Source organism: Bosea sp. F3-2, from assembly GCF_008253865.1.
Classification (GTDB): domain Bacteria; phylum Pseudomonadota; class Alphaproteobacteria; order Rhizobiales; family Beijerinckiaceae; genus Allobosea.
The window spans coordinates 4121052-4144732 of sequence record NZ_CP042331.1 but is presented as its reverse complement, the minus strand read 5'-3'; the positions used below and the strand labels follow the sequence as shown (position 1 = coordinate 4144732).

Genomic DNA, 23681 nt, shown 5'->3' with positions numbered 1-23681 from the left:
TCCGAGCCTCCAAGGCGTCCGGCGCACGAAGCTCAGCCCAGCCGCTGGAGGCTGTCAAGCAGACCAAGGATCAAGGCGGAACGTTCAGGCAACGCGCTTGTCGGGAGAGTCGCAGAGGTCGTTCTGGATGCAGCGCCCGCATTCGGGCCTGAGCGCCTTGCAGGTGTAGCGTCCGTGCAGGATCAGCCAGTGATGGGCATGCCGGCCGAACTCCTCCGGGATCGCCTTCTCCAGCCCGAGCTCGACCTGCAGCACGTTCTTCCCCGGCGCGATCCGGAGCCGGTTGGAGACGCGGAAGACATGGGTGTCGACGGCGTGGGTGATCTCGCCGAAGGCGATGTTGAGCACGACATTCGCCGTCTTGCGGCCGACGCCCGGCAGGCTTTCCAAGGCTTCGCGCGTCGTCGGCACCTGCCCACCGAACGCAGCGATCAGTTTCTCGCAGAGGGCGATGACGTTCTTCGCCTTGTTGCGGTAGAGGCCGATCGTCTTGATGTGCTCACGCACCGTGTCCTCGCCGAGCGCCAGCATCTTCTCCGGCGTGTCGGCGATGGCGAAGAGCTTGCGCGTCGCCTTGTTGACCCCGGCATCGGTCGCCTGTGCCGAGAGCACGACGGCAATCAGCAGGGTGAAGGCGTTCACCGATTCCAGCTCGCCCTTGGGCTCTGGATTGGCGGCGCGGAAACGCTCGAATATCTCGCGGATCTCGGCCGGCTTGCGCGCGCGCGCCCGAGATCCCGTCGAAGTGATGCGCTTGGCGGGGGCGCGGGCGCGCGCGGGCCTGTTCTGCTGATCCATGACGGCGTTATAATGCGGCTATGGACCCCGGCAAGAGCACAGTCAGCGACAGCCCGGACGCGATGACGCGGCCGGTCTTCGACGCGACGATCACGCCGCATCGCTCGCTCGGCCAGAACGGCTTCCGCATCGTGATGACGCTGGTGTCTCTGGCGAGCGTGATCTCCTCGATCCCCTTCGTGGTGCTCGGCGCGTGGCCGGTCGCCGGCTTCTTCGGCCTCGACGTGCTCGCGCTCTTCATCGCCTTCCACGTCAACTTCCGCCACGCCCGCGCTTTCGAGCGCATCGTGGTGACGCCGCTGGAGATCTTCCTGCGCAAGGTCTCGCATCGCGGCCGCGAGGCCATCTGGCGTTTCAATCCGGCCTGGACCCGGCTCGAACGCCAGACCGACGAGGATTATGGCCTGCTCGGCCTCACGCTGGTCTCGCGCGGGCAGAGCGTCGCGGTCGCGACCGCGCTCTCGCCGCAGGAGCGTGCCGGCTTCGCCGATGCGCTGGGAACGGCCCTGGCGCGCGCACGGCGCGGCCCCGATTCCGGCGCACTCTGAGACGGTCAGCCGCAGGAAGCTATAGCAGTGGCAAGCCTGCCCTTGTCAGCTTTCGGGTGGGAACGGCATGGTTGGCGCCCTAGATTCGCATCATGACGACAGATGCGAGGTGATACTCATGAACGCTCATGCTCCGATGAAAACGGCGATGACACCGACGCGCTTTTCCAATGCGGTGCTGGCGCGCGCTGCCGAAGCCATGCCGAGCGAGGCCGATTTCCCCGCCGTGGCGCCGGGCTCGGACTACGACACCGTCCGCCGCATCCTGGCCTTCATCACCCATAACTGGCGCGAGCAGCCGACGATCGAGGCGATCGCGGATGCGGCCGGCGCGACTCCGACCGATGTCCATCATCTCTTCCGGCGCTGGTGCGGCCTCACGCCGAAAGCCTTCCTGCAGGCGATCACGCTCGACCATGCCAAGGGGCTGCTCGCCTCCTCCGCCAGCATCCTCGACACCGCGCTCGAGGTCGGGCTTTCCGGCCCCGGCCGGCTGCACGATCTCTTCGTGACGCATGAGGCGATGTCGCCCGGCGAGTGGAAGCTCGGCGGAGAGGGGCTGAAGCTCTCCTACGGCTTCCATGTCTCTCCCTTCGGCGAGGCGCTCATCGTGGTCACTGATCGTGGCCTTGCCGGGCTCGGCTGGGTTTCGAACAGCGTCGACGGCGGCAAGGTCGTGGGCGGGCGTGCCGAAGCACTGGCCGACATGATGCGGCGCTGGCCCCATGCCGACTATCATTACGATCCGGCTCTGACGGCGCCCTATGCTGGCCGCATCTTCGAGCCCAAGGCCTGGACTCCCGAGACGCCCTTGCGTGTCGTGCTGATCGGCACCGATTTCGAAGTCAGGGTCTGGGAGACGCTGCTCAGGATCCCGGTCGGCTGCGCCACGACCTATGGCGACGTTGCCAACCATATCGGCCGCCCAACAGCGGCGCGCGCGGTCGGCATGGCGGTGGGCAAGAACCCGATCTCCTTCGTGGTGCCTTGCCACCGCGTCATCGGCAAGTCTGGCGCACTCACCGGCTATCACTGGGGCCTGACGCGCAAGCGCGCCATCCTCGGCTGGGAGGCTGGCCAGGCGGCCGCTGGCTGAGCCTCCCGCAGAGTCTGCGGCGCCTTACCGGAACCGCGCCGTCATTCCGGGGCTTCGCGTCAGCGAAGAGCCCGGAACCCATGAACACGACGCTCCAGATAGGGCCGGACCGGTTCGGAGGACTGCTCTTCCTGCTGAGACGGTGTTCATGGGTTCCGGGCTCAGGCCTTCGGCCTGCCCCGGAATGACGGCGCGGTTCCGCCGAAAAGGAAGCAGGCTCTAAAGCAGCCCACGCTTGGCAAGGTGGCGCATCAGATGCGAGGCGCCGAAGGTCCAGGGTTCGCAGGCGTCGGTGCGCTTCATCCGGTTGACGAGGCTGCCGAGCTCGGGCGCTGCGATGGTGACGATGTCCCCGTATTTGTGAGTGAAGCCGCCGCCCGGCGCATCGCGATCCTTGATCGGCGCGAACATGGTGCCGAGGTAGAGCGCTGCTCCGTCCGGATACTGATGATGCGGGCTGATCATCTGGGCGGCGAGATCAGCCGGGTCGCGGCTGATTTTGGCGATCGAGGACGAGCCCTCCAGCGTGAAGCCGTCCTCGCCCTCGACCGTCAAAGTCACGGTCGTCTTGCGGATATGATCGAGCGTGAAACCGGCATCGAAGAAGCGGATGAAGGGGCCGACCGCGGCGGCCGCATTGTTGTCCTTGGCCTTGCCGAGCAGCAGGGCCGAGCGGCCCTCGACATCGCGCAGGTTGACGTCGTTGCCCAGCGTAGCGCCGACGATGCGTCCGTCGGAGGCGACGATCAGGACGATCTCGGGTTCCGGGTTGTTCCAGCTCGAGGCCGGATGCAGGCCGGCATCGGCGCCTGTGCCGACCGTCGACATCGGCGGCGCCTTGGTGAAGATCTCCGCGTCCGGCCCGATGCCGACCTCGAGATACTGGCTCCAGGCGCCCTGCCTGATCAGCACCTCCTTGAGATGCATCGCCTCGGGCGAGCCGGGTTTCAGCTTGGAGAGGTCGTCGCCGATCAGTTTTCCGATTTCGCTCCGGATCGTGGCAGCGGCGGCCGGGTTGCCGCGCGCCTTCTCCTCGATGACGCGCTCCAGCATCGAGACCGCGAAGGTGACGCCGGCCGCCTTCACCGCCTGAAGGTCTAGCGGCGACAGCAGCCAGGGGCGCTTCGGATCGCGGCCGTCCACGGGCGTGTTGGCCAGAATCTCGGCAAGCGGGCCGAGAGCCTCGCCCTTCGCCGCGCGCAGTGCGGCCGCCGGATCGGCGCTCTCGCAGAGGTCGCGGCTGGTCGGGAAAGCGGCGGTAATGTCGATGACCTGGCCGTCGCGCAGCATGACCACCGCCGGGCCGCCGAGATCAGGGCGCCAGACGCGGCCGGCCAGAGCGGCGGCGCCGGCGTCCTGCGGCAGGGTCGTCGAAACGGCGAGGGCGAGGTTTGGCATGATCCGGTCCGGAAACGAAGGCGAGTCAGGATGCGCAGATCAGCCGTTTATGCGTGAATGCGCAAGCCGGCAGCGGCCATATGTGGCTTGCAAAAACTGTCATCGTTTTGTCATTGAACTGTCGCCCGCGCTTCATGCTAGCTTGCGCACCAACGACAAGAACCGCGGCGGGGTCCGCCCGCGGAAGGGAGACAGTCCATGACCATCAAATCGCGCATCCTGATGTCGGTCGCGGCCTTCGCGCTCGCCGGCACCGCCCCCGCTCTCGCGCAGACCGAAATCCAGTGGTGGCACGCCCTGACCGGCGCCAACAACGACGTGGTCGTCAAGCTCGCCGAGGACTTCAACGCCTCGCAGAAGGACTACAAGGTCGTTCCCGTCTACAAGGGCTCCTATCCCGACACGCTGAACGCCGGCATCGCCGCTTTCCGCGCCGGCCAGGCGCCGCATATCCTGCAGGTCTTCGAGGTCGGCACCGGCACGATGATGTCGGCCAAGGGCGCGATCAAGCCGGTCCACGAGGTGATGAAGGAAGCCGGCGAGAAGTTCGACCCGAACGCCTATCTCCCCGCGATCACCGGCTATTATTCGACGGCTAAGGGCGACATGCTCTCGATGCCGTTCAACTCCTCCTCGATGGTGATGTGGTACAACAAGGACGCCTTCAAGAAGGCGGGCCTCGATCCGGCGAAGCCGCCGAAGACCTGGCCCGAGACCTTCGAGGCCGCCAAGAAGCTGAAGGCTGCCGGCTATGACAAGTGCGGCGTCTCGAATGCCTGGGCGACCTGGGCCAATATCGAGCAGTTCGGCGCCTGGCATAACGTGGCGCTCTCGACCAAGGTCAACGGCATGGCTGGCTTCGACGCCGTGCTGAACTTCAACAAGAGCCCGGCCTTCCTCAAGCACTGGACCAATCTGGTCGAGCTGCAGAAGGACAAGACCTACGATTATTCCGGCCGCACCAATAACGGCGAGGGCCGCTTCACCTCGGGCGAGTGCCCGATCTTCCTGACCTCCTCGGGCTTCTTCGGCAACGTCAAGGCGAATGCCAAGTTCGACTGGGGCAACGCGCCGATGCCGTATTATCCGGACGTGCAGGGTGCGCCGCAGAACTCGATCATTGGCGGCGCCTCGCTGTGGGTGATGGGTGGCAAGAAGGCTGACGAGTACAAGGGTGTCGCCAAGTTCTTCACCTTCCTCTCGGATGTCGACCGTCAGGTGAAGCTGCACACCGAGTCGGGCTATCTGCCGATCACCAAGGCGGCTTACGAGAAGGTCAAGGCTTCCGGCTTCTACAAGGACAAGCCCTATCTCGAGACCCCGATCCTGGAGCTGACCAACAAGACCCCGACCGACAACTCGAAGGGCCTGCGCTACGGCAGCCTCGTCCAGATCCGCGACATCTGGTCGGAGGAGCTGGAGGCGGCGCTGAACGGCCAGAAGTCGCCGCAGGCGGCGCTGGACGCGGCGGCCGAGCGCGGCAACCAGATGCTGCGCCAGTTCGAGCGCACCGCCCAGCGCTGATCGATCGCTCTTGCATCCCTAGGGCCATCCCGGACAAATGCGTCCGGGATGGCTGTCTCGTTCAAGGAAGCCGATGCAGAAGAACGCGTACTTCCAGGGGCTGACCATCCCCTTCCTGCTGCTGCTGCCGCAGCTCGCGATCACCGTCGTGTTCTTCTACTGGCCGGCGAGCCAGGCGGTCTGGCAGAGCTTCCTGCTGGAAGACGCCTTCGGCACCTCGACGGAGTTCGTCTGGTTCGAGAACTACCAGACGCTCTTCGCCGATCCCGGTTATCTCAAGGCCTTCATCAACACCGTCATCTTCTCGACCTTCGTCTGCGTGTTCTCGTTGTCGATCGCGCTGCTCTTCGCGGTGATGGCCGACCGGCAGATCCGCGGCGCCGAGGTCTACAAGACGCTGCTGATCTGGCCCTATGCGGTGGCGCCCGCCATCGCCGGCGTGCTCTGGATCTTCATGTTCGATCCCTCGCTCGGCATGCTCGCACGCGGGCTGCAATCGCTCGGCATTCCATGGAATCCGCGGCTCAACGGCAACCACGCCATGCTGCTCGTCATCCTCGCGGCGACCTGGAAGCAGATCAGCTACAACTTCCTGTTCTTCCTCGCCGGCCTGCAGTCGATCCCGAAGAGCGTGATCGAGGCGGCGGTGATCGACGGCGCGCGGCCGATGCGCCGCTTCTGGACCATCGTTTTCCCGCTGCTCTCGCCGACGACCTTCTTCCTGCTCGTCGTCAACATGGTCTACGTCTTCTTCGACACCTTCGGCATCATTGACACGGTGACCGGCGGCGGCCCCTCGGGCGCGACGGAAACGCTGGTCTACAAGGTCTTCTCCGACGGCAAGGGCGGCTCCAATCTCGGTGGCTCGGCGGCGCAGTCCGTGGTGTTGCTGATCATGGTCATCGCCATGACCGCGATCCAGTTCCGCTTCATCGAACGCAAGGTGAGCTACTGATGGCCTCCGTGCTCTGGCAGGACCTGACCGCCGAGGAGCTGCGCGCCAAGGCGGCGAAGGACACCATCATCGTCCTCCCCGTCGCCTCGATCGAGCAGCACGGGCCGCATCTGCCCGTTGGCGTCGACACCATCCTGTGCAGCGGTGTCTGCAAGGCGGCAGCAGAGCGCGCGGCCGACGTCGAGGTGGTGGTCGCGCCGACTTTGTGGTGCGGCATGGCCGAACATCACATGGCCTTCGGCGGCACCTTCACCTTCGATATCCCGACCTATCGCGCGGTGCTGCTCGCCTTCTTGAAGAGCATCGAGCGCCACGGCTTCCACCGCGTGCTGATCGTCAACGGCCATGGCGGCAACATCGCCGCGCTGACCGCCTTCCTGCCCGATTTCGCCCGCGAGACGCGGCTGCATGTCGAGGCGACCACCTATTTCCTGCTGGCTCAGGACGCGCTCGGGCCGCTGTTGGAGGACCAGCAGGGCGTGCAGCATGCCTGCGAGGTCGAGACTTCGATGATGATGGTGCTGGCGCCGGGCTCGGTTCGCGACGCGCGTCTTGGAGAGGCCTTTGGCGCCCGCGGCGGCTTGCCCGGACGTGCGACCGTGTCGCGGCATCGTTCCTTCCGGGATATGACCGAGACCGGCGTGGTCGGCGATGCACGCCGGGCCACGACGCAGAAAGGCCAGGCCTGCCTCGACGCTTGCGCCGAAGCGCTGGCCGGGCTGCTGCGCGAGATGGGGAAGGGGATCTGATGGTCGAGGACCGCCGCCTTGGCGACGCGATCGCCTATGTCATCCTGACGATCGGCGTGCTGATCGTCGCCTTCCCGGTCTGGCTGACCTTCGTCGCCTCGACCTGGGATGCCTCGACCGTGATCAACGGCCAGATGCCGCTCTATCCGGGGCCGTATTTCTTCGAGAACTACAACCGCATCCTCTTCGTCGGGACTTCGAGCACGACGCGCGAGCCGGTGATCGGGATGATGCTCAACTCCTTCGTCATGGCGATGGCGATCGCGCTGGGTAAGATCTTCATCTCCGTGCTCTCGGCCTATGCGGTGGTCTATTATCGCTTCCCGTTCCGCATGGCGGCGTTCTGGATCATCTTCATCACGCTGATGCTGCCGGTCGAGGTCCGTATCTTTCCGACCTTCAAGATCGTCTCCGATCTCAACATGCTCGACACCTATCAGGGTCTCTCCATCCCGCTCATCGCCTCGGCGACGGGCACGCTGCTTTTCCGTCAGTTCTTCATGACGGTCCCGGACGAACTGCTGGAGGCTTCGAAGATCGATGGCGCCGGGCCGTTCAAATTCTTCAAGGACACGCTGCTGCCGCTCTCGATCACCACGATCGCGGCGCTGTTCGTGATCCAGTTCATCTATGGCTGGAACCAGTATCTCTGGCCGCTCCTGGTGACGACCAAGGACTCGATGCAGACCATCGTCATCGCCATCAAGAAGATGATCGTCACCGCCGACGCTCTGACCGAATGGCAGCTCGCCATGGCCACGGCCATGCTGGCGATGCTGCCGCCCGTCTTCGTCGTCATCGCCATGCAGAGGCTCTTCGTGAAGGGCCTGGTCGAAACCGAGAAGTAATCCGCGAATGGCCCAGGTCACTCTCAACAGCGTCAAGAAGGTCTATGCCGGCGGCGTCGAGGCCGTGAAGGGCGTCTCCTTCGACATTCCCGACGGCGGCTTCTGCGTGCTGGTCGGCCCCTCCGGCTGCGGCAAGTCCACGCTGCTGCGCATGGTCGCGGGGCTGGAGACGATCTCCTCAGGCGAGGTCGCGATCGGCAGCCGCGTCGTCAACCAGATCGAGCCGGCCGACCGCGACATCGCCATGGTGTTCCAGAACTATGCGCTCTACCCGCATATGAACATCTACGACAACATGGCCTATGGCCTGCGCAATCGCGGCACGCCGAAGGACGAGATCGACAAGCGGGTGAAGGAGGCGGCGCGCATCCTGGCGATCGAACCCTTCCTGGAGCGCCGGCCGCGCCAGCTCTCCGGCGGCCAGCGCCAGCGCGTCGCCATGGGCCGCGCCATCGTGCGCAAGCCGCAGGTCTTCCTCTTCGACGAGCCGCTCTCGAACCTCGATGCCAAGCTGCGCGTCCAGATGCGCGTCGAGATCAAGAAGCTGCAGCGCGCGCTCGGCGTCACCTCGATCTACGTCACCCACGACCAGGTCGAGGCGATGACGCTCTCCGACAAGCTCGTGGTGATGAATGCCGGCCAGGTCGAGCAGATCGGCGTGCCGGCCGAGGTCTATCGCAAGCCGGCCAGCAAGTTCGTCGCAACCTTCATCGGCTCGCCGCCGATGAACATCCTGCCGGGCACCGTCGACGGCCACGGCATCGTCGCGCTCGGCGACGCCATCCTCGAGGCGCGCGACCTGCGCGAGGATCTGGCGGCGCAGACGCCGGTCGAAATCGGCCTGCGTCCCGAGGACATCGAGATCGCCTCGGAAGGCCAAGCGGGCTCGCTGCCCTTCGACGTCGAGTTCATCGAGGAGCTCGGCGCAACCCAGCTCTTCCACGGCAAGCTCGCTGGCCAGCCCTTCGTGATGCAGGCGGCGACGGGCGATGTCGCCGCGCAGGAAGGCCGGCTCTGGATCACGGTCGATCCCGACAAGGTCCATGTCTTCGATCCGAAGACGGGCGTGCGGTTGGGGAAGGGCTGAGCGACTTTTCGTCCGCTGTCCGTCATGGTCGGGCTTGTCCCGACCATCCACGTCTTCCTTCACGACGTGCTGTGTTCAAGACGTGGATGCTCGCCACAGGGGCGAGCATGACGACAGCGTTCACGCCGTCCGTGATTCCGCTCAAGCCGCCAGGTCGGCTACCAGTGCGTCGAGCAGCAGCGCGCCGTCCGGTGTCGCCGCGAGCCGGCCGCCCTGCCGGTGCATCAGGAGCTTCTCGTCGATCAGGCTGGCGACGCGCTTGGCGTTGAGCTCGCGGCCCGCCAGTGCCTTGAACACGGCCGGGTCGATGCCCTCGACGAGGCGTAAGCCCATCAGCAGATATTCGTCGCCCTGCGATTCCTCGCTCAGGCGCTCGTCCTCGACGAGCGCATGGCCTTCCGCCTCTACGCGCTCCAGCCAGATTTCGGGCCGCTTCTCGGTCGAATGCGCCATGCGGCCCTGCGCCGTCACCAGCCTTCCATGGGCGCCGGGGCCGACGCCGGCATATTCGCCATAGTGCCAGTAGACGAGGTTGTGGCGGCACTCCGCGCCCGGCCTGGCGTGGTTCGAGATCTCGTAGACCGGCAGTCCGTGCTTGGCCGTGATCTCTTGCGTCGTCTCATAGAGCGCCGCGCCAGCGTCATGGTCGGGAATGGCGAGCTTGCCAGCCCGGAACAGCCGCTCGAAGGCAGTGCCCGGCTCGATGGTGAGCTGGTAGAGCGAAAGATGCTCGGCCGCATGACTGATCGCCAGCTCCAGCTCGGCGCGCCAGAGCGTCGGCGTCTGCGCCGGCGAACGGGCATAGATCAGGTCGAAGGAGTAGCGCTCGAAATATTGCCGCGCGATCGCGACCGCCGCCAGCGCCTCCTCGGCCGAATGCATCCGGCCGAGCGCCTTGAGGTCCGCGTCATTCAGCGCCTGCACGCCGAGCGAGACGCGGTTGACGCCCGCCGCCCTGAAGTCGCGGAAGCGCCCGGCCTCGACGCTGGTTGGGTTCGCCTCTAGCGTCACCTCGCAATTGGGATCGACCGCCCAGTGCTCCCCGATCGCGTCGAGGATCGCGCCGACCGTGCGGCCCTCCATCAGCGAGGGCGTGCCGCCGCCGAAGAAGATCGATGACACCGTGCGGCCCGGCACCAGCGCCGCCCGATGCGCGATCTCGCGGCGGAAGGCTGCGATATAGCGGGCCTGGTCCGGCGGCTGCAGCCGGACATGGCTGTTGAAGTCGCAATAGGGGCATTTGGCCAGGCAGAACGGCCAATGCACATAGACCGCGAAGCCCGCATCCGCGGTGGGATGCGAGGTGCGCGGCCGCTCGGACAGGGCGGCCGGGGCGCTCACGCCGGCTTCCTCAGGCAGGCGGCGGCAAGCGCGTGGAAGGCACGCGCGCGGTGGGACAGGCCGGGCGAGCCATCGGCCGGGATGCCGTGCTTCTCGTCGGTCGTCATCTCGCCGAAGGTCTTCTCGTGGCCATCGGGCAGGAAGATCGGGTCGTAGCCGAAGCCGCCCGCGCCGCGAACCTCATGCGTGACCGTGCCGAAGACGCGCCCCTCGAACAGCTCCTGGTGGCCGTCCGGCCAGGCGATCACCAGCGCCGAGACGAAATGCGCCTTGCGCTTGTCGGGCGTGGCGGCGCCGCGCTTCGCCAGCTCCATCTGCACGCGCGCGATCGCCGGGGCGAAATCCTTGCCTGGACCGGCCCAGTTGGCCGAGAACAGGCCGGGCGCCCCGTCGAGCGCGTCGATGCAAACGCCCGAATCGTCGGAGAGCGCCGGCAGGCCGCTCGCCTTGGTCGCCGCGACCGCCTTGATCGCCGCATTCTCCGAGAACATGGTGCCGTCCTCGGCCGGCTCGGGCAGGCCGAGCTCCCCGGCCGAGACGAGCTCGATGCCGTAGGGTGCCAGCAGCTGACGCATCTCGCGCAGTTTGCCCTGGTTGTGGGTCGCGATCACGACCCTGCCGGTGAGGAGGCGATGCGACCCCGTCATTCCGGGGCGCTCCGCAGGAGCGAGCCCGGAACCCATGAACACAGGTTTTTGTCGTCAGGCTGCATCATCGCGATCTTATTCAAGAAGCGTCACGGATCATCGGCAAGGCCAGTGTTCATGGGTTCCGGGCTCTTCGCTGCCGCGAAGCCCCGGAATGACGCGGGAGCCTACGCCACCGCAGCCTTCTGCAGCGTGACGAGCTTGGACACGCCGCCCTTGGCGAGCTTGAGCAGCGCGAGCAGCTCCTCCTCCGAGAAGGGCGCCCCTTCCGCCGTGCCCTGCACCTCGACCAGGCCGCCTGCGCCGGTGATGACGAAATTCGCGTCGGTCTGCGCACCGGAATCCTCGACATAATCGAGGTCGATCACCGGCTGGCCCGCGACGATGCCGCAGGAAACGGCGGCGACATGGTCCTTCAGCGGGTTGGTGCCCTTGAGCAGCCCGCGGCCTTCCATCCACTTCAGCGCATCGTGCAGCGCGACCCAGGCGCCGGTGATCGAGGCCGTACGGGTGCCGCCATCGGCCTGCAGCACGTCGCAGTCCACGACGATCTGGCGTTCGCCGATCGCGGTCAGGTCGACCACGGCCCGCAGCGAGCGGCCGACCAGCCGCTGGATCTCCTGCGTGCGGCCCGACGGCTTGCCGGAGGTGACCTCGCGGCGCGTGCGCTCATGCGTGGCGCGCGGCAGCATCGAATATTCGGCGGTAACCCAGCCCTTGCCGGTGCCGCGCAGCCACGGCGGCCCCTTTTCCTCGACGGTGGCGGCGCAGAGAACCTTGGTCTCGCCGAACGTCACCATGCAGGAGCCCTCGGCATAGCGCACCACGCCGCGTTCGAGCGTGACCTTGCGCATCTCGTCGGCGGCGCGTTTGGAGGGTCGCATGAAATGATCCTGTCTTGCGGAGAAGTGGCGGCTTGTAGGCTCTCCCGCCCTATACGGCAAGGCTGAGGCCCATTCCGCCCCTTGATCCATGCGCACGGCACGACGACAATAGGATGGAGGAACGGTTCGTCCGCAAAGGCTCATGAGCGCCCACACACCCCGCCCGGAAACGGTGAGCACCCTGGTCGAGACCGACCAGCGCTCGCGCGAGATCTTCCGCCAGATCGTCGACGGCTATCTGACGACCGGCGAGCCGGTCGGCTCGCGCAACATCGCCCGCCTGCTGCCGATGTCGCTCTCGCCGGCGACGGTGCGCAACGTCATGACCGATCTCGAGCTGGCGGGGCTGATCTATGCACCGCATACCTCTGCAGGCCGCCTTCCGACGGAGCGAGGGCTGCGCTTCTTCGTCGATGCGATGATGGAAGTCGGCAACCTCACCTCGGACGAGCGTACGCGCATCGAGGCGCAGATCAGGGCTGCCGCGACGAATCGCAGCCTTGACCAGACCTTGACCGAAGCCTCGGCCCTGCTCTCCGGCCTGTCGCGCGGTGCTGGTGTTGTCGTCACCACCAAGGCCGACCCGCGGCTGAAGCACATCGAGTTCGTCCGGCTCGATCCCGCCCGCGCGCTCGTCGTGCTGGTGGCGGAGGACGGCACGGTTGAGAATCGCCTGCTGGCGCTGCCACCCGGCCTGCCGGCTTCGGCGCTGAGCGAGGCGGCGAACTTTCTCAACGCCCGCATCATCGGCAAGACGCTCGCTGAGCTGCGCGGCGAGATCGCGACGCAGCGCACGCAGATGGAGCGCGAGCTCGACGCGCTGACCGCGAGGCTGGTCGAGAACGGCATCGCCACCTCGTCGGGCCCGAGCAGCGACCGCCACTTGATTGTCCGCGGCCAGGCCAACCTGCTGGAAGACCTCAAGGCGCAGGAGGATCTCGAGCGCATCCGCCTGCTCTTCGGCGATCTGGAGACGCAGACCGACGTCATCGACCTCCTGACCCGCGCCGAGCAGGGTGACGGCGTGCGCATCTTCATCGGCTCGGAGAACAAGCTGTTCTCGATGTCCGGCTCCTCGATGGTGGCGGCGCCCTTCCGCGATGCCGAGCAGCGCATCGTCGGCGTTGTCGGCATCATCGGCCCGACGCGGCTGAACTATGCTCGGATCGTCCCGATGGTCGACTACACCGCCAAGGTCGTCGGCCGCCTGCTCGACGGCGAGCGCTGACGCGCAACATCTCTTTGAGGACATACGCCGTCATTCCGGACAAGCGGCCCTCGGGTCCGACCTTCGGTTGGCCCAAGGACAAGCTCCGCCGCGCCGATCCGGAATCCATCGTAGCGCTCCTGCGCTCTACGATGGATTCCGGGTCAAGCCCGGAATGACCGCGTGTTTCCATCTTGAAGAATTTGGCTTCCGCCGCGGATGAGGCTATCTCCGCGCGAAAGCGCCCCGAACCCGTAAGAGCCAAGGCCCATGTCAGAGCAGCTTCCCGACCGCCTCTCCGTCAACCCGGACAGCCCCTATTACGACGCCGAGGTGCTGGCGCGCGACATCGGCATCCGCTTCAAGGGCGTCGAGAAGACCAATGTCGAGGAGTACTGCGTCTCCGAGGGCTGGGTGAAGGTCGCGGCCGGCAACGCCAAGGACCGCTTCGGCCGCCCGATGACGATCACGCTCAAGGGCCCGGTCGAGCCCTATATCCGCGGCGCGGCTCAGGCCGAAGGCTGACGGAAGCCCCCTTCACGGTTGCGAGACCGAGGCGCCGGGCACTGGCCGGCGTTCTCATGAACCTCTCGCATTAACGCAGTTGCCGCTACGGCATTGCGTTGAAGAGGCGCATATGCATTGATCGTGCAACCATAAGTTGCATGAGGTGCCCATGTCGTCCCCATGGTGGCTGATCGCGAATACCCTTCGAGGTATCACCGAATACAAGGGCACAGCGGCTGAGCCGCGGATATTGGAGATGTTCCGTCTGTCGGGACATGGCCAGGTTCGCAGCGACGAAGAGGCGTGGTGCGCGGCTTTCGTCGGCGCCTGCCTCGTGCTTTCCGGCTACGCCTCGAGCCGCTCGCTGATGGCGCGGAGCTATCTCAAACTCGGTACGAAGCTCGATGAGCCGTGCGAAGGTTGCATCGTCGTTCTTTCTCGCAACGGGGCAAACAGCTCTTATGGCCATGTTGGCTTCTTTCTGCGCGAGGATGATGACCAACTGCTCCTGCTTGGCGGCAACCAGGGGGACAGCGTCAAGGTCTCCAGCTATCCGAAGTCCAGGCTGCTTGGTTATCGCTGGCCAACCGAGCGCGCTCCGGTCGCGACCAGCGGCCTATTGCCGAATATCCTGCAGCTCGGTGTGCCAGACGATCAGGTTACGACGGAGGCCCTGGAGGACGAGCAGCGCGGAGTGCTCGGCGCGATTGATGGTGGGCAGGCGCTCCTTGAATTCTTGCCGCTGCGCCCTGGCGCAAATCCCGATTCCGTCGATCAGATCGAGGCCATTCAGGGGCTCCTGAAGGAGCAGGGCTATCCAGTCGGGAAGGAAGATGGCGACTACGGGCTGCGGACGATGACTGCTGTCTTCTCGTTCCAGCAGGCCAATGGCATTCCGCCTACCGGCATCGTCGACGCGCGGACCTGGTTCCAGCTTCGGAAGGGCGAACCGATGCCGCTCTGGCCGGAGCGGCGCAACGAGACGGCGCGGGATCTGAAGCGAGAGGGTTCGGAGACGATCGCGCTGACCGACCGCGGTCGCTGGTTGGCGCTCGCGACTGCCTTGTTTGGCGTGTTGGGGCTGACCGATGCGCGAACAGGCCTCTTCGAGAAGACGGGTCAGTTGGCCACCAAGGCTGAAGCAGCTTCAACGCAGGTTGTGCAATCGCCCTCCGTGACGGATTGGGTCATGCCCGCAGCCGTTGCCGACGAGGCGGGAAGCTCCCTGCCGACACTCCTGCCGGTCCTTCTGGGGTCGAAAGGCGGAGTCTGGATTATCTTGATCGTGCTTGCCGTCATGCTCTGGCGCAACGCCCAGGCGACCACCGCCCAGCGTGTCGACGAACATCGGACGGGCGCGAATCTGCGTTTCTGATCGAAGGGGGGAGCCTATGGTCGATTTCACGCAGGACATCGTCAACGAGATCACGCGACTGGCCCAGGGACAGGGGCTGGAGCCGGCCGCGGCCCTCGCCGTCGTCGAGGTCGAGAGCAACGGTCGCGCTTTCGAGGCTGACGGCATCACGCCCGTCTTCCTGTTCGAGAAGCATGTCTTCCATCGGCTGCTGCGCGAGGCCGCGCCGTCCCTTCTGGTGCGGGCGGAAGCGGAGGGCCTCGCCATCCCGAGCTGGCAGCGCTCCTCGCAATATGCCGATCAGGGGCGTGCAGGCCGTCTCGGCCTGCTGCAGCGTGCCCGGGCGATCCATGAGGAACTCGCCAACCGTTCCGCCTCTTGGGGGCTCGGTCAGATCATGGGCTTCAATGCGGTCGCGCTGGGCTACGCCTCGGCCACCGACATGATCGCGAACATGGCGACGGGCGCGACTGCGCAGATCGAGGCGATGCTGCGCTTCATCGCGGTGAATCCGGCGATGATGCAGGCCTTGCGGAGCCGCGATTGGGCGGGTTTTGCGTATCGCTATAACGGCAAGGGCTACGCTGCGAACCGTTACGACACACGCCTGGAAACGGCCTACGGAGCCTGGGCCGCGCGGCTGCGCATGCCCGGAACCGTTGCAACGACTCCCTCGCCCTCGGTCACGCGCGGACGGACCGAGATGGAACGCGTGCAGGAGCAGCTGGCTCGTCTGGGCTATTCTGTGGGCAAGGTCGATGGCCTCTTCGGTCCAATCACCTCCGGGGCCCTCTTCGCCTTTCAGATGCAAAACGGCCTGCCGGCGACGGGGCTGCCCGACGATGCGACGTTACTCGCTCTCGCCGGTGGGTTGCCGATGCCGATCGCGCGGGCGCGAGCACGGGCGACACCGGGAGACCTGTATGATGATGGCGTGCCTGCAATTGTGGCTGCCGACAATAATCGCAAAGCCGCCATTGGCGTCGGCGCCGCCGGTATCCTCGGCGGTCTGGGAGCGATCCCCGGCGTCGGTCAGGCGGTCGAAGGCATCTTCAAAACCATCTTCACGCCGGCGTCCGGGGCTGGCGACGCAGTGAAATCCCTCGGTGAGTTCGCTGTCGGCGCCCTGCCGTATCTCGGGTCCGCTGGCCTCGTTCCGGCGGCGGCCGTCGGGGCTGGGTTGTTTCTGTTTCGCAGTATCGCGGGAATTGCGGAGGAGCGCGTCGCCGACCGTCGCGAAGGTTTCGAGAGGAATTCACCGTCGCGCGCCGTCTTCGCGCCGGTCGAGCACTGGAGGGGATGATGCGAGGCAGATGGATTCGCATGGCGTGCCGCGGCATCGCGGTATGCGGAGCTGTTTCCGCCCTGATCGGGCCTCTCGCCGCGGCGCCCGCCCTTTCGGATCTCAAGGGTGACTGGGTTCTCCTCGCCGAGCGCGAAGGTCATCTCGGCCTGGTCATCGATGTCGTCGGCCAGGAAGTGATGCTGAGGGAAATGATCCGGGGGGCTATGTCGAATGCATGTTGACGGGCAGCGGTTCCAAGATCGGCGCCACCGCAAGCGCCAAGGTCAACAGCTTCGTCGTTCACTGCAGCGGCAAGCGCATGTTCGGTCACCCGCGGGACTGCACATTCAAAGCCGGTCAGTTCGCTGACATCGCCGAGGTCTCCTGCAGCACGGGCAAGCAGGCCGGCCCGACCGTCATGCTGCGCAGGGCACGCAAGAGCTGACGGTAGGAGTGCTCCCTCAGCGTAGTTCCTTGTAGAAGAAGGTCGAGCCGCAATCGGCGCCGTCCGGCATCAGCGCATAGCGCGGGATGGTGCCGACCTCGGTCCAGCCCAGCCGATTGTAGAGCCGCCTTGCCGCGCCGTGCTCGTCGGTGTCGAGCACCAGGAGGTCGCGGCCCTTCTCCCGCGCGATCGCCTCGGCCGCGCGCATCAGCGCCTCGCCGATACCCTGCCGGCGCGCGCGCGAATGTACGAGCACCTTGGCGATCTCGGCCCGGTGCGGCTGGTTCGGTTTGCCGATCAGATGGAGCTGCGCCGTGCCGACGAGGCCGTCTGCGGTCCGCGCTGCGAGCAGGATGACCTGCCCATCCGCAACGCTCGCCGCGACATCGCGCCAGAAGCGCTCATAGTCGGCCAGCGTGTTCCAGTTCATGAAGCCGACAGAGGCGCCGTTGGCGACGCAATCGCGCAGGATTTCCGCCAGCGCCGGGATGGCAGCTGTGGCGGCCTCGGCATCAAGCGCCTCGACAGCAACGGTGAGGGTGGTCGCGTTCATGCGATATGTCCCGGGAAGGCGCCACTCTTGGCGGCGAGGATGACGGCGTAGCGAACGGGCGTGGTGCCTGGATTGCGGTAGATGATGGCGCCGCGCAGATGCATCTGCAGGCAGTCGCCCTCGGCGAGCTCGTGAAGGAGGCCGTCGACCGATAGGTCGAGGCGGCCCTGCAGCACCCAGACCTGCTGGTCGAGTGCCGGCGCGCCGCTCGCATTGTCGAGCCGGACTTCGGCACCGGCGGGTAGTTCGACCTCGACGATCTCGAAGCCCGAGCCCGTGCGGCGCGGCGAGACGTTGCGGCGCAGATAGCCGCTCGCCGGATCGCGCCAGACCGGCTGGGCGTCGCGGCGCGCCAGAGGCCCGGTTCCTGCATCTTCTTCCAGCAGTGCCGAGAGCGAGAGGCCGAGGCCGGAGCCGAGCCGGACCAGCAGCGCGGCCGTCGGGCTCGATTCGCCGCGCTCAACCCGGGAGATCATGGCACGGCTGACGCCACTGCGCTTAGCGAGCCCGTCGAGCGTCAGGCGATGGCGTTGGCGGGCGGCCTTCAGTCGCTGCCCTAGCAACCGGTCGATCTCGATGTCGTTCTCGAATTCCATGAATCAGAGAATAATTCTCTTATATTAGAATGGCAAGCCTGCCCGGCGCAGGCGCATTTGCGGGCCGGCGCTTGGCGGCAGGCGGCTTCACTGCTATGGCGCGCGCATGAGCACCCGCACCATCGACAATATCCGCAACTTCTCGATCGTCGCGCATATCGACCACGGCAAGTCGACGCTGGCCGACCGTCTGATCCAGCAGACCGGCACCGTCGCGGCCCGCGACATGAGCGACCAGATCCTCGACTCGATGGATATCGAGAAGGAACGCGGCATCACCATCAAGGCGCAGACGGTGCGGCTGGATTACCAGGCGAAGGATGGGAAGACCTACATCCTGAACCTGATGGACACCCCCGGCCATGTCGACTTCGCCTATGAGGTCTCGCGCTCGCTCGCGGCCTGCGAGGGCTCGCTGCTGGTCGTCGACGCCTCGCAGGGTGTCGAGGCGCAGACGCTCGCCAACGTCTACCAGGCACTCGACGCCAACCACGAGATCGTTACCGTCCTCAACAAGATCGACCTGCCCGCCGCCGATCCCGAGCGGATCAAGGAGCAGATCGAGGATGTGATCGGCCTCGACGCCTCGGATGCCGTGCCGATCTCGGCCAAGACCGGCCTCAACATCGAGGGCGTGCTGGAGGCGATCGTCACCAAGCTGCCGCCGCCGAAGGGCGACCCGGAGGCTCCGCTCAAGGCGATGCTGGTCGATAGCTGGTACGATGCCTATCTCGGCGTCGTCGTGCTCGTGCGCATCATCGACGGCGTGCTCAAGAAGAACATGACCATCCGCATGATGCGCGCCAACGCCTCCTATGGCGTGGACCGCGTCGGCGTGTTCAAGCCCAAGATGCAGGAAGTGAAGGAACTCGGCCCCGGCGAGGTCGGCTTCTTCACCGCCTCAATCAAGGAGGTCGCCGATACCGCCGTCGGCGACACCATCACCGATGAGAAGAAGCCGATCGCCGAGCCGCTGCCGGGCTTCAAGCCGGTGCAGCCGGTGGTGTTCTGCGGCATCTTCCCGGTCGACGCCGCCGATTTCGAGCTGCTGCGTGGCGCGATGGCGAAGCTGCGCCTGAACGACGCCAGCTTCTCCTACGAGATGGAGACCTCGGCGGCGCTCGGCTTCGGCTTCCGCTGCGGCTTCCTCGGCCTGCTGCATCTCGAGATCATCCAGGAGCGGCTGGAGCGCGAGTTCAACCTCAACCTGATCTCGACGGCACCGTCGGTCGTCTACCGCCTGCGCCTGCGCGACGGCAGCGCGATCGAGCTGCACAATCCGGCCGACATGCCGGATGTGATGAAGATCGAGGCGATCGAGGAGCCCTGGATCCGCGCCACCATCTTCACGCCGGACGAATATCTTGGCTCGGTGCTGAAGCTCTGCCAGGACCGCCGCGGCTTGCAGATCGACCTCGGCTATGTCGGCTCGCGCGCCAAGGTCGTCTACGATCTGCCGCTCAACGAGGTGGTCTTCGACTTCTATGACCGCCTCAAGTCGATCTCGAAGGGCTATGCCTCCTTCGATTACCAGATCACCGATTATCGCGAGGGTGACCTCGTGCGCATGTCGATCCTGGTCAATGCCGAGCCGGTCGACGCGCTCTCGATGCTCGTCCATCGTACCCGCGCAGAAGCACGCGGGCGCGCCATGTGCGAGAAGCTCAAGGAGCTGATCCCGCCGCATATGTTCCAGATCCCGGTGCAGGCCGCGATCGGCGGCAAGATCATCGCCCGCGAGACCATCCGCGCGCTGCGTAAGGACGTGACGGCCAAGTGCTATGGCGGTGATGCCACCCGCAAGCGCAAGCTTCTGGAGAAGCAGAAGGAAGGCAAGAAGAAGATGCGGCAGTTCGGCAAGGTCGAAATCCCGCAGGAAGCCTTCATCGCCGCCCTCAAGATGGACGACTGAGCGGCGGCGCTCCAGCGCGCCGCCTGCATTCTAGAGCGCCTCGGCGTTGAGCTTTGCCTGCCAGTGGGCGAGGCGCTCCTTCAGCACCCGATCGAGCACATAGGCGATATCCTCGTCCTCCAGCCTTTCGAGCGCCTCGAACCGGAAGGCGTCGGACCCCTGCGCGTTCCACGCTGTCTGCAGGCTGCGCTGCCGGTGGCTGCCATGGCGCAGCGTGAAGCGCAGGCGGTTCTCGATCGTCGCCAGATCGGGCGCGCGGCCGACCCAGATCTGCCCGCTCGCCTCGCAGCGGAAGGCATAGATGCCCGCCACCGATTTTCGTTCCTTGTAGGCGGCCGTTGCCGCCTTTCTATCTTCGCTGCGCATCGCTCGTCGCCACTGTCATCAGAACGGCGTATCAAATATCATCCGGGTAAAAATGATGCAACTGCGTCCGAAGGATCCGGCGGCTGCCGAACCATTCCACTCCTGAGACGTTGATAAGCCATCCACTCACGAGAAAGGAGCATCCGATGGATTGGAATCGGGTCGAAGGAAATTGGAAGCAGCTCAAGGGCAAGGTGAAGGAGCAGTGGGGCAAGCTGACCGATGACGATCTCGACGTCATCGCTGGCAAGCGCGACCAGCTCGAAGGCAAGATCCAGGAGCGTTACGGCATCGCCAAGGATCAGGTCCGTAGCGACATTGATGCATGGTACGACCGTCAGCGGTGGCACTGACCCCACCGGCGGCTGTTCGGACATCAAGCAAAGCCCGGCGCGTGGCGCCGGGCTTTTTGCATGGCACGCGCTTGATCACAGCCGGCAACCGGCCGACAGTTGCCCGCGTTCGAAGCGGGATGCCTGATGTTCGAGGATCTTTCTGGGAAGAGCGCCCTGGTGACGGGGGCGTCAGGCGGGCTGGGATTGCACTTCGCGACAGTGCTCGCGCGTCATGGCGTCGCGGTCACGCTGGCGGCGCGCAGGCAATCCGCGCTGGAGGCCGCCGGGAAAGTGATCGCCGCAGCGGGCGGCACCGCTCATAGCCTTGCCCTGGACGTCGCCGATTCCGCCTCCATCGCGAATGCGCTCGGCGACCGGCCCTTCGACATCCTGATCAACAACGCCGGCATCAGCGGCGCCGGCCGAGCCGCGGACCTTTCCGAAGCCGAATGGGACGCGGTGCTCGACACCAATCTGAAGGGCGTCTTCCTCGTCGCTCAGGCGGTCGCGCGCGGCATGCGCGAGAGTGGCAAGGGCGGCGCCATCGTCAATATCGCCTCGATCCTCGGCCATCGTGTCGCGGGCGGCGTCAGCGCCTATGCGGCCTCCAAGGCGGGCGTGATCCAGCTCACCAAGGCCCTGGCGCTGGAATGGGCGCGCGACGGTCTCCGGGTGAATGCGCTGTGCCCAGGCTATATCGAGACCGACATCAACCGCGATTTCTTCGCCACCGAAGCCGGGCAGCAACTCGTCAAGCGCATCCCGCAGCGCCGGCTCGGCCGGCCGGAGGAACTCGACGGCGCATTGCTGCTGCTCGCCTCGGCCGCTGGCAGCTACATCACCGGCGCGACCATCGAGGTCGATGGCGGCCATCTCGTTTCGTCCCTGTGAGAACGGCCATGGATTTCGAGATTTCCCCCCGCATCGAAGACTATCGCGCCCGCATCGCTGCCTTCGTCGAGCGCGAGATCATGCCGCTCGAAGCGGACCAGACGTCCTATGACGCCCATGGCAATATCGCGCTGCCTCTGCTGGAGACCTTGCGCGCCAAGGCCCGTGCCGCCGGGCTCTGGTGCCTGCAGCTCAAGCCCGAGACCGGCGGGGCCGGACTCGGCAAGATGGGCATGGCGGTCGCTTACGAGGAGATGAACCGCTCGATCTTCGGCCCCGTCGCCTTCAATTCGGCTGCGCCGGATGACGGCAACATGATGGTGCTGGAGGCGCTGGGCACGCCCGACCAGAAGGAACGCTGGCTGAAACCCATCGTCGAGGGCGAGGTCCGCTCCGCCTTCGCCATGACCGAGCCGCATCCGGGCGGCGGATCCGACCCTTCGATGATCCTGACCAAGGCCGAGCGGCGCGGCGACCGCTATGTCGTCAGCGGCCGCAAATGGTTCATCACCGGCGCGGAGGAGGCGAAGCACTTCATCCTGATCGCCCGCACCTCGGACGATGCGCGCAACGGCCTCACCGCCTTCCTCTTCCATGCCGATCAGCCGGGATGGCGCATCCTCCGACGCATCGAGATCATGGGGCCGGAAGAGCATGGGGGCCATTGCGAACTGGAGTTCGATGGGCTGGAAATCCCGACCGAGGATGTGCTCGGCGGCGAGGGCAGGGGCATGAAGGTGACGCAGGTTCGCCTCGGCCCGGCCCGCCTGACCCATTGCATGCGTTGGCTTGGCCTATCCAAGCGCTGCATCGAGATCGCGCAGGCCTATGCCGCCGAGCGTTACGGCTTCGGCCAGCGCCTCGCCGATCGCGAGAGCATCCAGCTCAAGCTCGGAGATCTCGCCATGCGCATCGAAATCGGCCGCATGCTGGTGATGAAGGCGGCCTGGGAGCTCGATCGTGGCGGCTTCGCCCGCAAGGAGGTCTCGATGGCCAAGGTCCAGGTCGCGAATGTCCTGCACGATGCCGCCGATGTCGCGATCCAGATCAACGGCGCACGCGGTTACTCCAAGGACACAGTGCTGGAGTGGATCTACCGCTACGCCCGCCAGGCGCGGCTGGTCGATGGCGCCGACGAGGTTCACAAGATGGTGCTGAACCGCTTCCTCACTGAGGAAGGCCGGGATTTCTGGCGCTGGCCCGTCGCCGGACAAGCACAGGGCTGAGGCATCGCGATGACCGGACAGGGCGGCGAGGCTTCAGGCGGCAAGACCGATTTCGACCCCGCCGCTTTGGCGGTCTTCCTGGACGAGCGCTTCGGCCCGGGCTTGCTCTCCATCGAGCGAATCGGCGGCGGGCAATCCAACCCGACCTATTTCGTCGATCACGGCGGGCAACGTCTGGTGCTGCGCAAGCAGCCGTCGGGCCCGATCCTGCGTGGCGCCCACGCTATCGACCGGGAATACCGTGTTCTCGAAGCCCTGGCATCGACCGATGTGCCGGTCCCGCGCGCGGTGCTTTTCCATGCCGAGCCCGAGCCACTCGGCACGCCCTTCTATCTGATGGAGCGGCTCGACGGCCGGATCTTCCATGATTGCGCCTTGCCTGGTCTCGTGCCGGCAGAACGGCGCGGTCTCTATCTCGGCATGGCCGAGGCCTTGGCGAAGCTCCACGCCGTCAAGCCCGACGAGGTTGGTCTCGGCGATTTCGGCCGGCCCGGCAATTACTTCGAGCGCCAGATCGCGCGCTGGACCAAGCAGCTGCGCGAATCTCCGGGAGAACCTATCCCGGAGCTGGACGCGGTGGCCAACTGGTTGCCGGCGCATCTGCCGCCCGATGACGGGCAGGTCGCGATCGCGCATGGCGATTTCCGGCTCGGCAACCTGCTGTTCCATCCGACGAAGCCCGAGGTGATCGGCATCCTCGACTGGGAATTGTCGACGCTCGGCCACCCGCTCGCCGATCTCGGCTATTGCGCCATGCCCTGGCATACGGCGCCGGACGAATATGGCGGCATCCTCGGGCTCGACCATGCGACACTTGGCATTCCGACCGAGCGCGAATTCCTCGCGCATTACTATGAGCATGCGGTGCCGACCGCTCCGCTCATGCGCTTCCATCTCGTTTTCGCGCTGTTCCGTTTCGCCGTGATCTTCGTCGGCATTGCCGACCGTGTCAGGAGCGGAACAGCTGCCGCTGCCAATGCTGCGGAGTTTGCGCCTCTGGCGCAGCGCTTCGCGCAGCGGGCGCTTGAAGCCATGGCGGGGGCAGACGTCATTCTCGGGCGAAGCGAAGCGTAGACCCGAGAATCTCTGGACCAGAGCGCGCTGGTCGCGAGATGGCCGGGTCAAGCCC

At 65.8% G+C, this 23681-nt stretch carries 26 protein-coding genes; 18 read left to right on the top strand and 8 right to left on the bottom strand.

What is annotated here, in order from left to right:
• Positions 1-84 precede the first annotated feature (84 nt).
• Positions 85-798 (bottom strand): endonuclease III, encoded by a 714-nt coding sequence (gene nth, locus FQV39_RS19035; RefSeq protein WP_149131721.1) that lies wholly within the window; start codon positions 796-798, stop codon positions 85-87.
• A 20-nt stretch (positions 799-818) separates the two neighbouring features.
• Here nth and FQV39_RS19030 point away from each other — a divergent pair, with 20 nt between their 5' ends.
• A complete protein-coding gene (locus FQV39_RS19030) occupies positions 819-1346 on the top strand; it encodes a DUF2244 domain-containing protein (protein WP_149131720.1) in 528 nt (175 codons plus the stop codon).
• Between the two features lie 199 nt (positions 1347-1545).
• Positions 1546-2442: a methylated-DNA--[protein]-cysteine S-methyltransferase gene (locus tag FQV39_RS19025; RefSeq protein WP_149133924.1), complete on the top strand. Its 897-nt coding sequence runs from the start codon at positions 1546-1548 to the stop codon at positions 2440-2442.
• A gap of 219 nt (positions 2443-2661) precedes the next feature.
• On the opposite strand, the gene FQV39_RS19020 is transcribed toward FQV39_RS19025, so the two are convergent.
• Complete coding sequence (locus FQV39_RS19020; protein ID WP_149131719.1) at positions 2662-3840, bottom strand: fumarylacetoacetate hydrolase family protein; 1179 nt, start codon at positions 3838-3840, stop codon at positions 2662-2664.
• Between the two features lie 198 nt (positions 3841-4038).
• Between FQV39_RS19020 and ugpB the strand changes: the two genes are divergently transcribed.
• The 5 genes from ugpB (at position 4039) to FQV39_RS18995 (ending at position 9003) form a co-directional block, all read left to right on the top strand.
• Positions 4039-5364: a sn-glycerol-3-phosphate ABC transporter substrate-binding protein UgpB gene (gene ugpB, locus FQV39_RS19015; protein WP_149131718.1), complete on the top strand. Its 1326-nt coding sequence runs from the start codon at positions 4039-4041 to the stop codon at positions 5362-5364.
• Positions 5365-5437: 73 nt separating this feature from the next.
• Positions 5438-6319, top strand: coding sequence for a sn-glycerol-3-phosphate ABC transporter permease UgpA (ugpA, locus tag FQV39_RS19010; RefSeq protein ID WP_149131717.1), 882 nt, complete (start codon positions 5438-5440; stop codon positions 6317-6319).
• Positions 6319-7068, top strand: a complete 750-nt coding sequence (locus tag FQV39_RS19005; RefSeq protein WP_149131716.1) for a creatininase family protein — start codon at positions 6319-6321, stop codon at positions 7066-7068. Before ugpA ends, FQV39_RS19005 begins: the two co-directional genes overlap by 1 nt.
• Positions 7068-7916 (top strand): sn-glycerol-3-phosphate ABC transporter permease UgpE, encoded by an 849-nt coding sequence (gene ugpE / locus FQV39_RS19000; protein ID WP_149131715.1) that lies wholly within the window; start codon positions 7068-7070, stop codon positions 7914-7916. The genes FQV39_RS19005 and ugpE overlap by 1 nt, the downstream gene beginning before the upstream one ends.
• A 7-nt stretch (positions 7917-7923) precedes the next feature.
• On the top strand, positions 7924-9003 hold the full coding sequence (locus tag FQV39_RS18995; RefSeq protein WP_149131714.1) for a sn-glycerol-3-phosphate import ATP-binding protein UgpC: 1080 nt from the start codon (positions 7924-7926) through the stop codon (positions 9001-9003).
• Between the two features lie 141 nt (positions 9004-9144).
• On the opposite strand, the gene hemW is transcribed toward FQV39_RS18995, so the two are convergent.
• The 3 genes from hemW to rph form a co-directional block, all read right to left on the bottom strand.
• On the bottom strand, positions 9145-10344 hold the full coding sequence (hemW, locus tag FQV39_RS18990; protein WP_248313064.1) for a radical SAM family heme chaperone HemW: 1200 nt from the start codon (positions 10342-10344) through the stop codon (positions 9145-9147).
• Positions 10341-10991: an RdgB/HAM1 family non-canonical purine NTP pyrophosphatase gene (rdgB, locus tag FQV39_RS18985; RefSeq protein WP_149131713.1), complete on the bottom strand. Its 651-nt coding sequence runs from the start codon at positions 10989-10991 to the stop codon at positions 10341-10343. The genes hemW and rdgB overlap by 4 nt, the downstream gene beginning before the upstream one ends.
• 167 nt (positions 10992-11158) lie before the next feature.
• Complete coding sequence (rph, locus tag FQV39_RS18980) at positions 11159-11875, bottom strand: ribonuclease PH (RefSeq protein WP_149131712.1); 717 nt, start codon at positions 11873-11875, stop codon at positions 11159-11161.
• A gap of 142 nt (positions 11876-12017) precedes the next feature.
• Here rph and hrcA point away from each other — a divergent pair, with 142 nt between their 5' ends.
• The 6 genes from hrcA to FQV39_RS18950 all read left to right on the top strand — a co-directional run bounded on the left by hrcA (position 12018) and on the right by FQV39_RS18950 (position 16673).
• Positions 12018-13103, top strand: coding sequence for a heat-inducible transcriptional repressor HrcA (gene hrcA, locus FQV39_RS18975; protein WP_149131711.1), 1086 nt, complete (start codon positions 12018-12020; stop codon positions 13101-13103).
• Positions 13104-13352: 249 nt separating this feature from the next.
• The gene (locus FQV39_RS18970) at positions 13353-13607 is read left to right on the top strand and encodes a DUF3297 family protein (protein ID WP_149131710.1); all 255 of its coding nucleotides are present in this window, start codon (positions 13353-13355) and stop codon (positions 13605-13607) included.
• Positions 13608-13752: 145 nt separating this feature from the next.
• On the top strand, positions 13753-14964 hold the full coding sequence (locus FQV39_RS18965; protein WP_248313436.1) for a TIGR02594 family protein: 1212 nt from the start codon (positions 13753-13755) through the stop codon (positions 14962-14964).
• Between the two features lie 16 nt (positions 14965-14980).
• The gene (locus tag FQV39_RS18960) at positions 14981-16246 is read left to right on the top strand and encodes an N-acetylmuramidase domain-containing protein (protein WP_149131708.1); all 1266 of its coding nucleotides are present in this window, start codon (positions 14981-14983) and stop codon (positions 16244-16246) included.
• A gap of 20 nt (positions 16247-16266) precedes the next feature.
• Positions 16267-16470, top strand: a complete 204-nt coding sequence (locus FQV39_RS18955) for a hypothetical protein (protein ID WP_149131707.1) — start codon at positions 16267-16269, stop codon at positions 16468-16470.
• Positions 16464-16673 (top strand): hypothetical protein, encoded by a 210-nt coding sequence (locus tag FQV39_RS18950; RefSeq protein ID WP_149131706.1) that lies wholly within the window; start codon positions 16464-16466, stop codon positions 16671-16673. Before FQV39_RS18955 ends, FQV39_RS18950 begins: the two co-directional genes overlap by 7 nt.
• Before the next feature lie 16 nt (positions 16674-16689).
• Here the strand turns inward: FQV39_RS18950 and FQV39_RS18945 are convergent, their stop codons facing one another.
• On the bottom strand, positions 16690-17226 hold the full coding sequence (locus FQV39_RS18945) for a GNAT family N-acetyltransferase (protein ID WP_149131705.1): 537 nt from the start codon (positions 17224-17226) through the stop codon (positions 16690-16692).
• A complete protein-coding gene (locus FQV39_RS18940) occupies positions 17223-17822 on the bottom strand; it encodes a helix-turn-helix domain-containing protein (RefSeq protein WP_149131704.1) in 600 nt (199 codons plus the stop codon). Before FQV39_RS18940 ends, FQV39_RS18945 begins: the two co-directional genes overlap by 4 nt.
• A 106-nt stretch (positions 17823-17928) precedes the next feature.
• Between FQV39_RS18940 and lepA the strand changes: the two genes are divergently transcribed.
• Entirely contained in the window at positions 17929-19734 is a 1806-nt protein-coding gene (gene lepA / locus FQV39_RS18935) for a translation elongation factor 4 (RefSeq protein ID WP_149131703.1), read from the top strand.
• 30 nt (positions 19735-19764) lie between these two features.
• Here the strand turns inward: lepA and FQV39_RS18930 are convergent, their stop codons facing one another.
• Entirely contained in the window at positions 19765-20100 is a 336-nt protein-coding gene (locus FQV39_RS18930; protein WP_149131702.1) for a GIY-YIG nuclease family protein, read from the bottom strand.
• A gap of 146 nt (positions 20101-20246) precedes the next feature.
• Here FQV39_RS18930 and FQV39_RS18925 point away from each other — a divergent pair, with 146 nt between their 5' ends.
• The 4 genes from FQV39_RS18925 to FQV39_RS18910 all read left to right on the top strand — a co-directional run bounded on the left by FQV39_RS18925 (position 20247) and on the right by FQV39_RS18910 (position 23626).
• Positions 20247-20453, top strand: coding sequence for a CsbD family protein (locus FQV39_RS18925; protein WP_149131701.1), 207 nt, complete (start codon positions 20247-20249; stop codon positions 20451-20453).
• 126 nt (positions 20454-20579) lie between these two features.
• Positions 20580-21326, top strand: coding sequence for an SDR family NAD(P)-dependent oxidoreductase (locus FQV39_RS18920; RefSeq protein ID WP_149131700.1), 747 nt, complete (start codon positions 20580-20582; stop codon positions 21324-21326).
• An 8-nt stretch (positions 21327-21334) separates the two neighbouring features.
• Positions 21335-22552 (top strand): acyl-CoA dehydrogenase family protein, encoded by a 1218-nt coding sequence (locus FQV39_RS18915; protein ID WP_149131699.1) that lies wholly within the window; start codon positions 21335-21337, stop codon positions 22550-22552.
• A 9-nt stretch (positions 22553-22561) separates the two neighbouring features.
• Positions 22562-23626, top strand: coding sequence for a phosphotransferase family protein (locus FQV39_RS18910; protein WP_149131698.1), 1065 nt, complete (start codon positions 22562-22564; stop codon positions 23624-23626).
• Positions 23627-23681 lie beyond the last annotated feature (55 nt).

Excerpts from the sequence above, each read along its gene's own strand:
- nth (WP_149131721.1), bottom strand. The coding sequence starts at position 798 with ATGGATCAGCAGAACAGGCCCGCGCGCGCCCGCGCCCCCGCCAAGCGC.
- FQV39_RS19030 (WP_149131720.1), top strand. The coding sequence starts at position 819 with ATGGACCCCGGCAAGAGCACAGTCAGCGACAGCCCGGACGCGATGACG.
- FQV39_RS19025 (WP_149133924.1), top strand. The coding sequence starts at position 1,546 with ATGCCGAGCGAGGCCGATTTCCCCGCCGTGGCGCCGGGCTCGGACTAC.
- FQV39_RS19020 (WP_149131719.1), bottom strand. The coding sequence starts at position 3,840 with ATGCCAAACCTCGCCCTCGCCGTTTCGACGACCCTGCCGCAGGACGCC.
- ugpB (WP_149131718.1), top strand. The coding sequence starts at position 4,039 with ATGACCATCAAATCGCGCATCCTGATGTCGGTCGCGGCCTTCGCGCTC.
- ugpA (WP_149131717.1), top strand. The coding sequence starts at position 5,438 with ATGCAGAAGAACGCGTACTTCCAGGGGCTGACCATCCCCTTCCTGCTG.
- FQV39_RS19005 (WP_149131716.1), top strand. The coding sequence starts at position 6,319 with ATGGCCTCCGTGCTCTGGCAGGACCTGACCGCCGAGGAGCTGCGCGCC.
- ugpE (WP_149131715.1), top strand. The coding sequence starts at position 7,068 with ATGGTCGAGGACCGCCGCCTTGGCGACGCGATCGCCTATGTCATCCTG.
- FQV39_RS18995 (WP_149131714.1), top strand. The coding sequence starts at position 7,924 with ATGGCCCAGGTCACTCTCAACAGCGTCAAGAAGGTCTATGCCGGCGGC.
- rdgB (WP_149131713.1), bottom strand. The coding sequence starts at position 10,991 with ATGACGGGGTCGCATCGCCTCCTCACCGGCAGGGTCGTGATCGCGACC.
- rph (WP_149131712.1), bottom strand. The coding sequence starts at position 11,875 with ATGCGACCCTCCAAACGCGCCGCCGACGAGATGCGCAAGGTCACGCTC.
- hrcA (WP_149131711.1), top strand. The coding sequence starts at position 12,018 with ATGAGCGCCCACACACCCCGCCCGGAAACGGTGAGCACCCTGGTCGAG.
- FQV39_RS18970 (WP_149131710.1), top strand. The coding sequence starts at position 13,353 with ATGTCAGAGCAGCTTCCCGACCGCCTCTCCGTCAACCCGGACAGCCCC.
- FQV39_RS18960 (WP_149131708.1), top strand. The coding sequence starts at position 14,981 with ATGGTCGATTTCACGCAGGACATCGTCAACGAGATCACGCGACTGGCC.
- FQV39_RS18955 (WP_149131707.1), top strand. The coding sequence starts at position 16,267 with ATGGCGTGCCGCGGCATCGCGGTATGCGGAGCTGTTTCCGCCCTGATC.
- FQV39_RS18950 (WP_149131706.1), top strand. The coding sequence starts at position 16,464 with ATGTTGACGGGCAGCGGTTCCAAGATCGGCGCCACCGCAAGCGCCAAG.
- FQV39_RS18945 (WP_149131705.1), bottom strand. The coding sequence starts at position 17,226 with ATGAACGCGACCACCCTCACCGTTGCTGTCGAGGCGCTTGATGCCGAG.
- FQV39_RS18940 (WP_149131704.1), bottom strand. The coding sequence starts at position 17,822 with ATGGAATTCGAGAACGACATCGAGATCGACCGGTTGCTAGGGCAGCGA.
- lepA (WP_149131703.1), top strand. The coding sequence starts at position 17,929 with ATGAGCACCCGCACCATCGACAATATCCGCAACTTCTCGATCGTCGCG.
- FQV39_RS18930 (WP_149131702.1), bottom strand. The coding sequence starts at position 20,100 with ATGCGCAGCGAAGATAGAAAGGCGGCAACGGCCGCCTACAAGGAACGA.
- FQV39_RS18925 (WP_149131701.1), top strand. The coding sequence starts at position 20,247 with ATGGATTGGAATCGGGTCGAAGGAAATTGGAAGCAGCTCAAGGGCAAG.
- FQV39_RS18920 (WP_149131700.1), top strand. The coding sequence starts at position 20,580 with ATGTTCGAGGATCTTTCTGGGAAGAGCGCCCTGGTGACGGGGGCGTCA.
- FQV39_RS18915 (WP_149131699.1), top strand. The coding sequence starts at position 21,335 with ATGGATTTCGAGATTTCCCCCCGCATCGAAGACTATCGCGCCCGCATC.
- FQV39_RS18910 (WP_149131698.1), top strand. The coding sequence starts at position 22,562 with ATGACCGGACAGGGCGGCGAGGCTTCAGGCGGCAAGACCGATTTCGAC.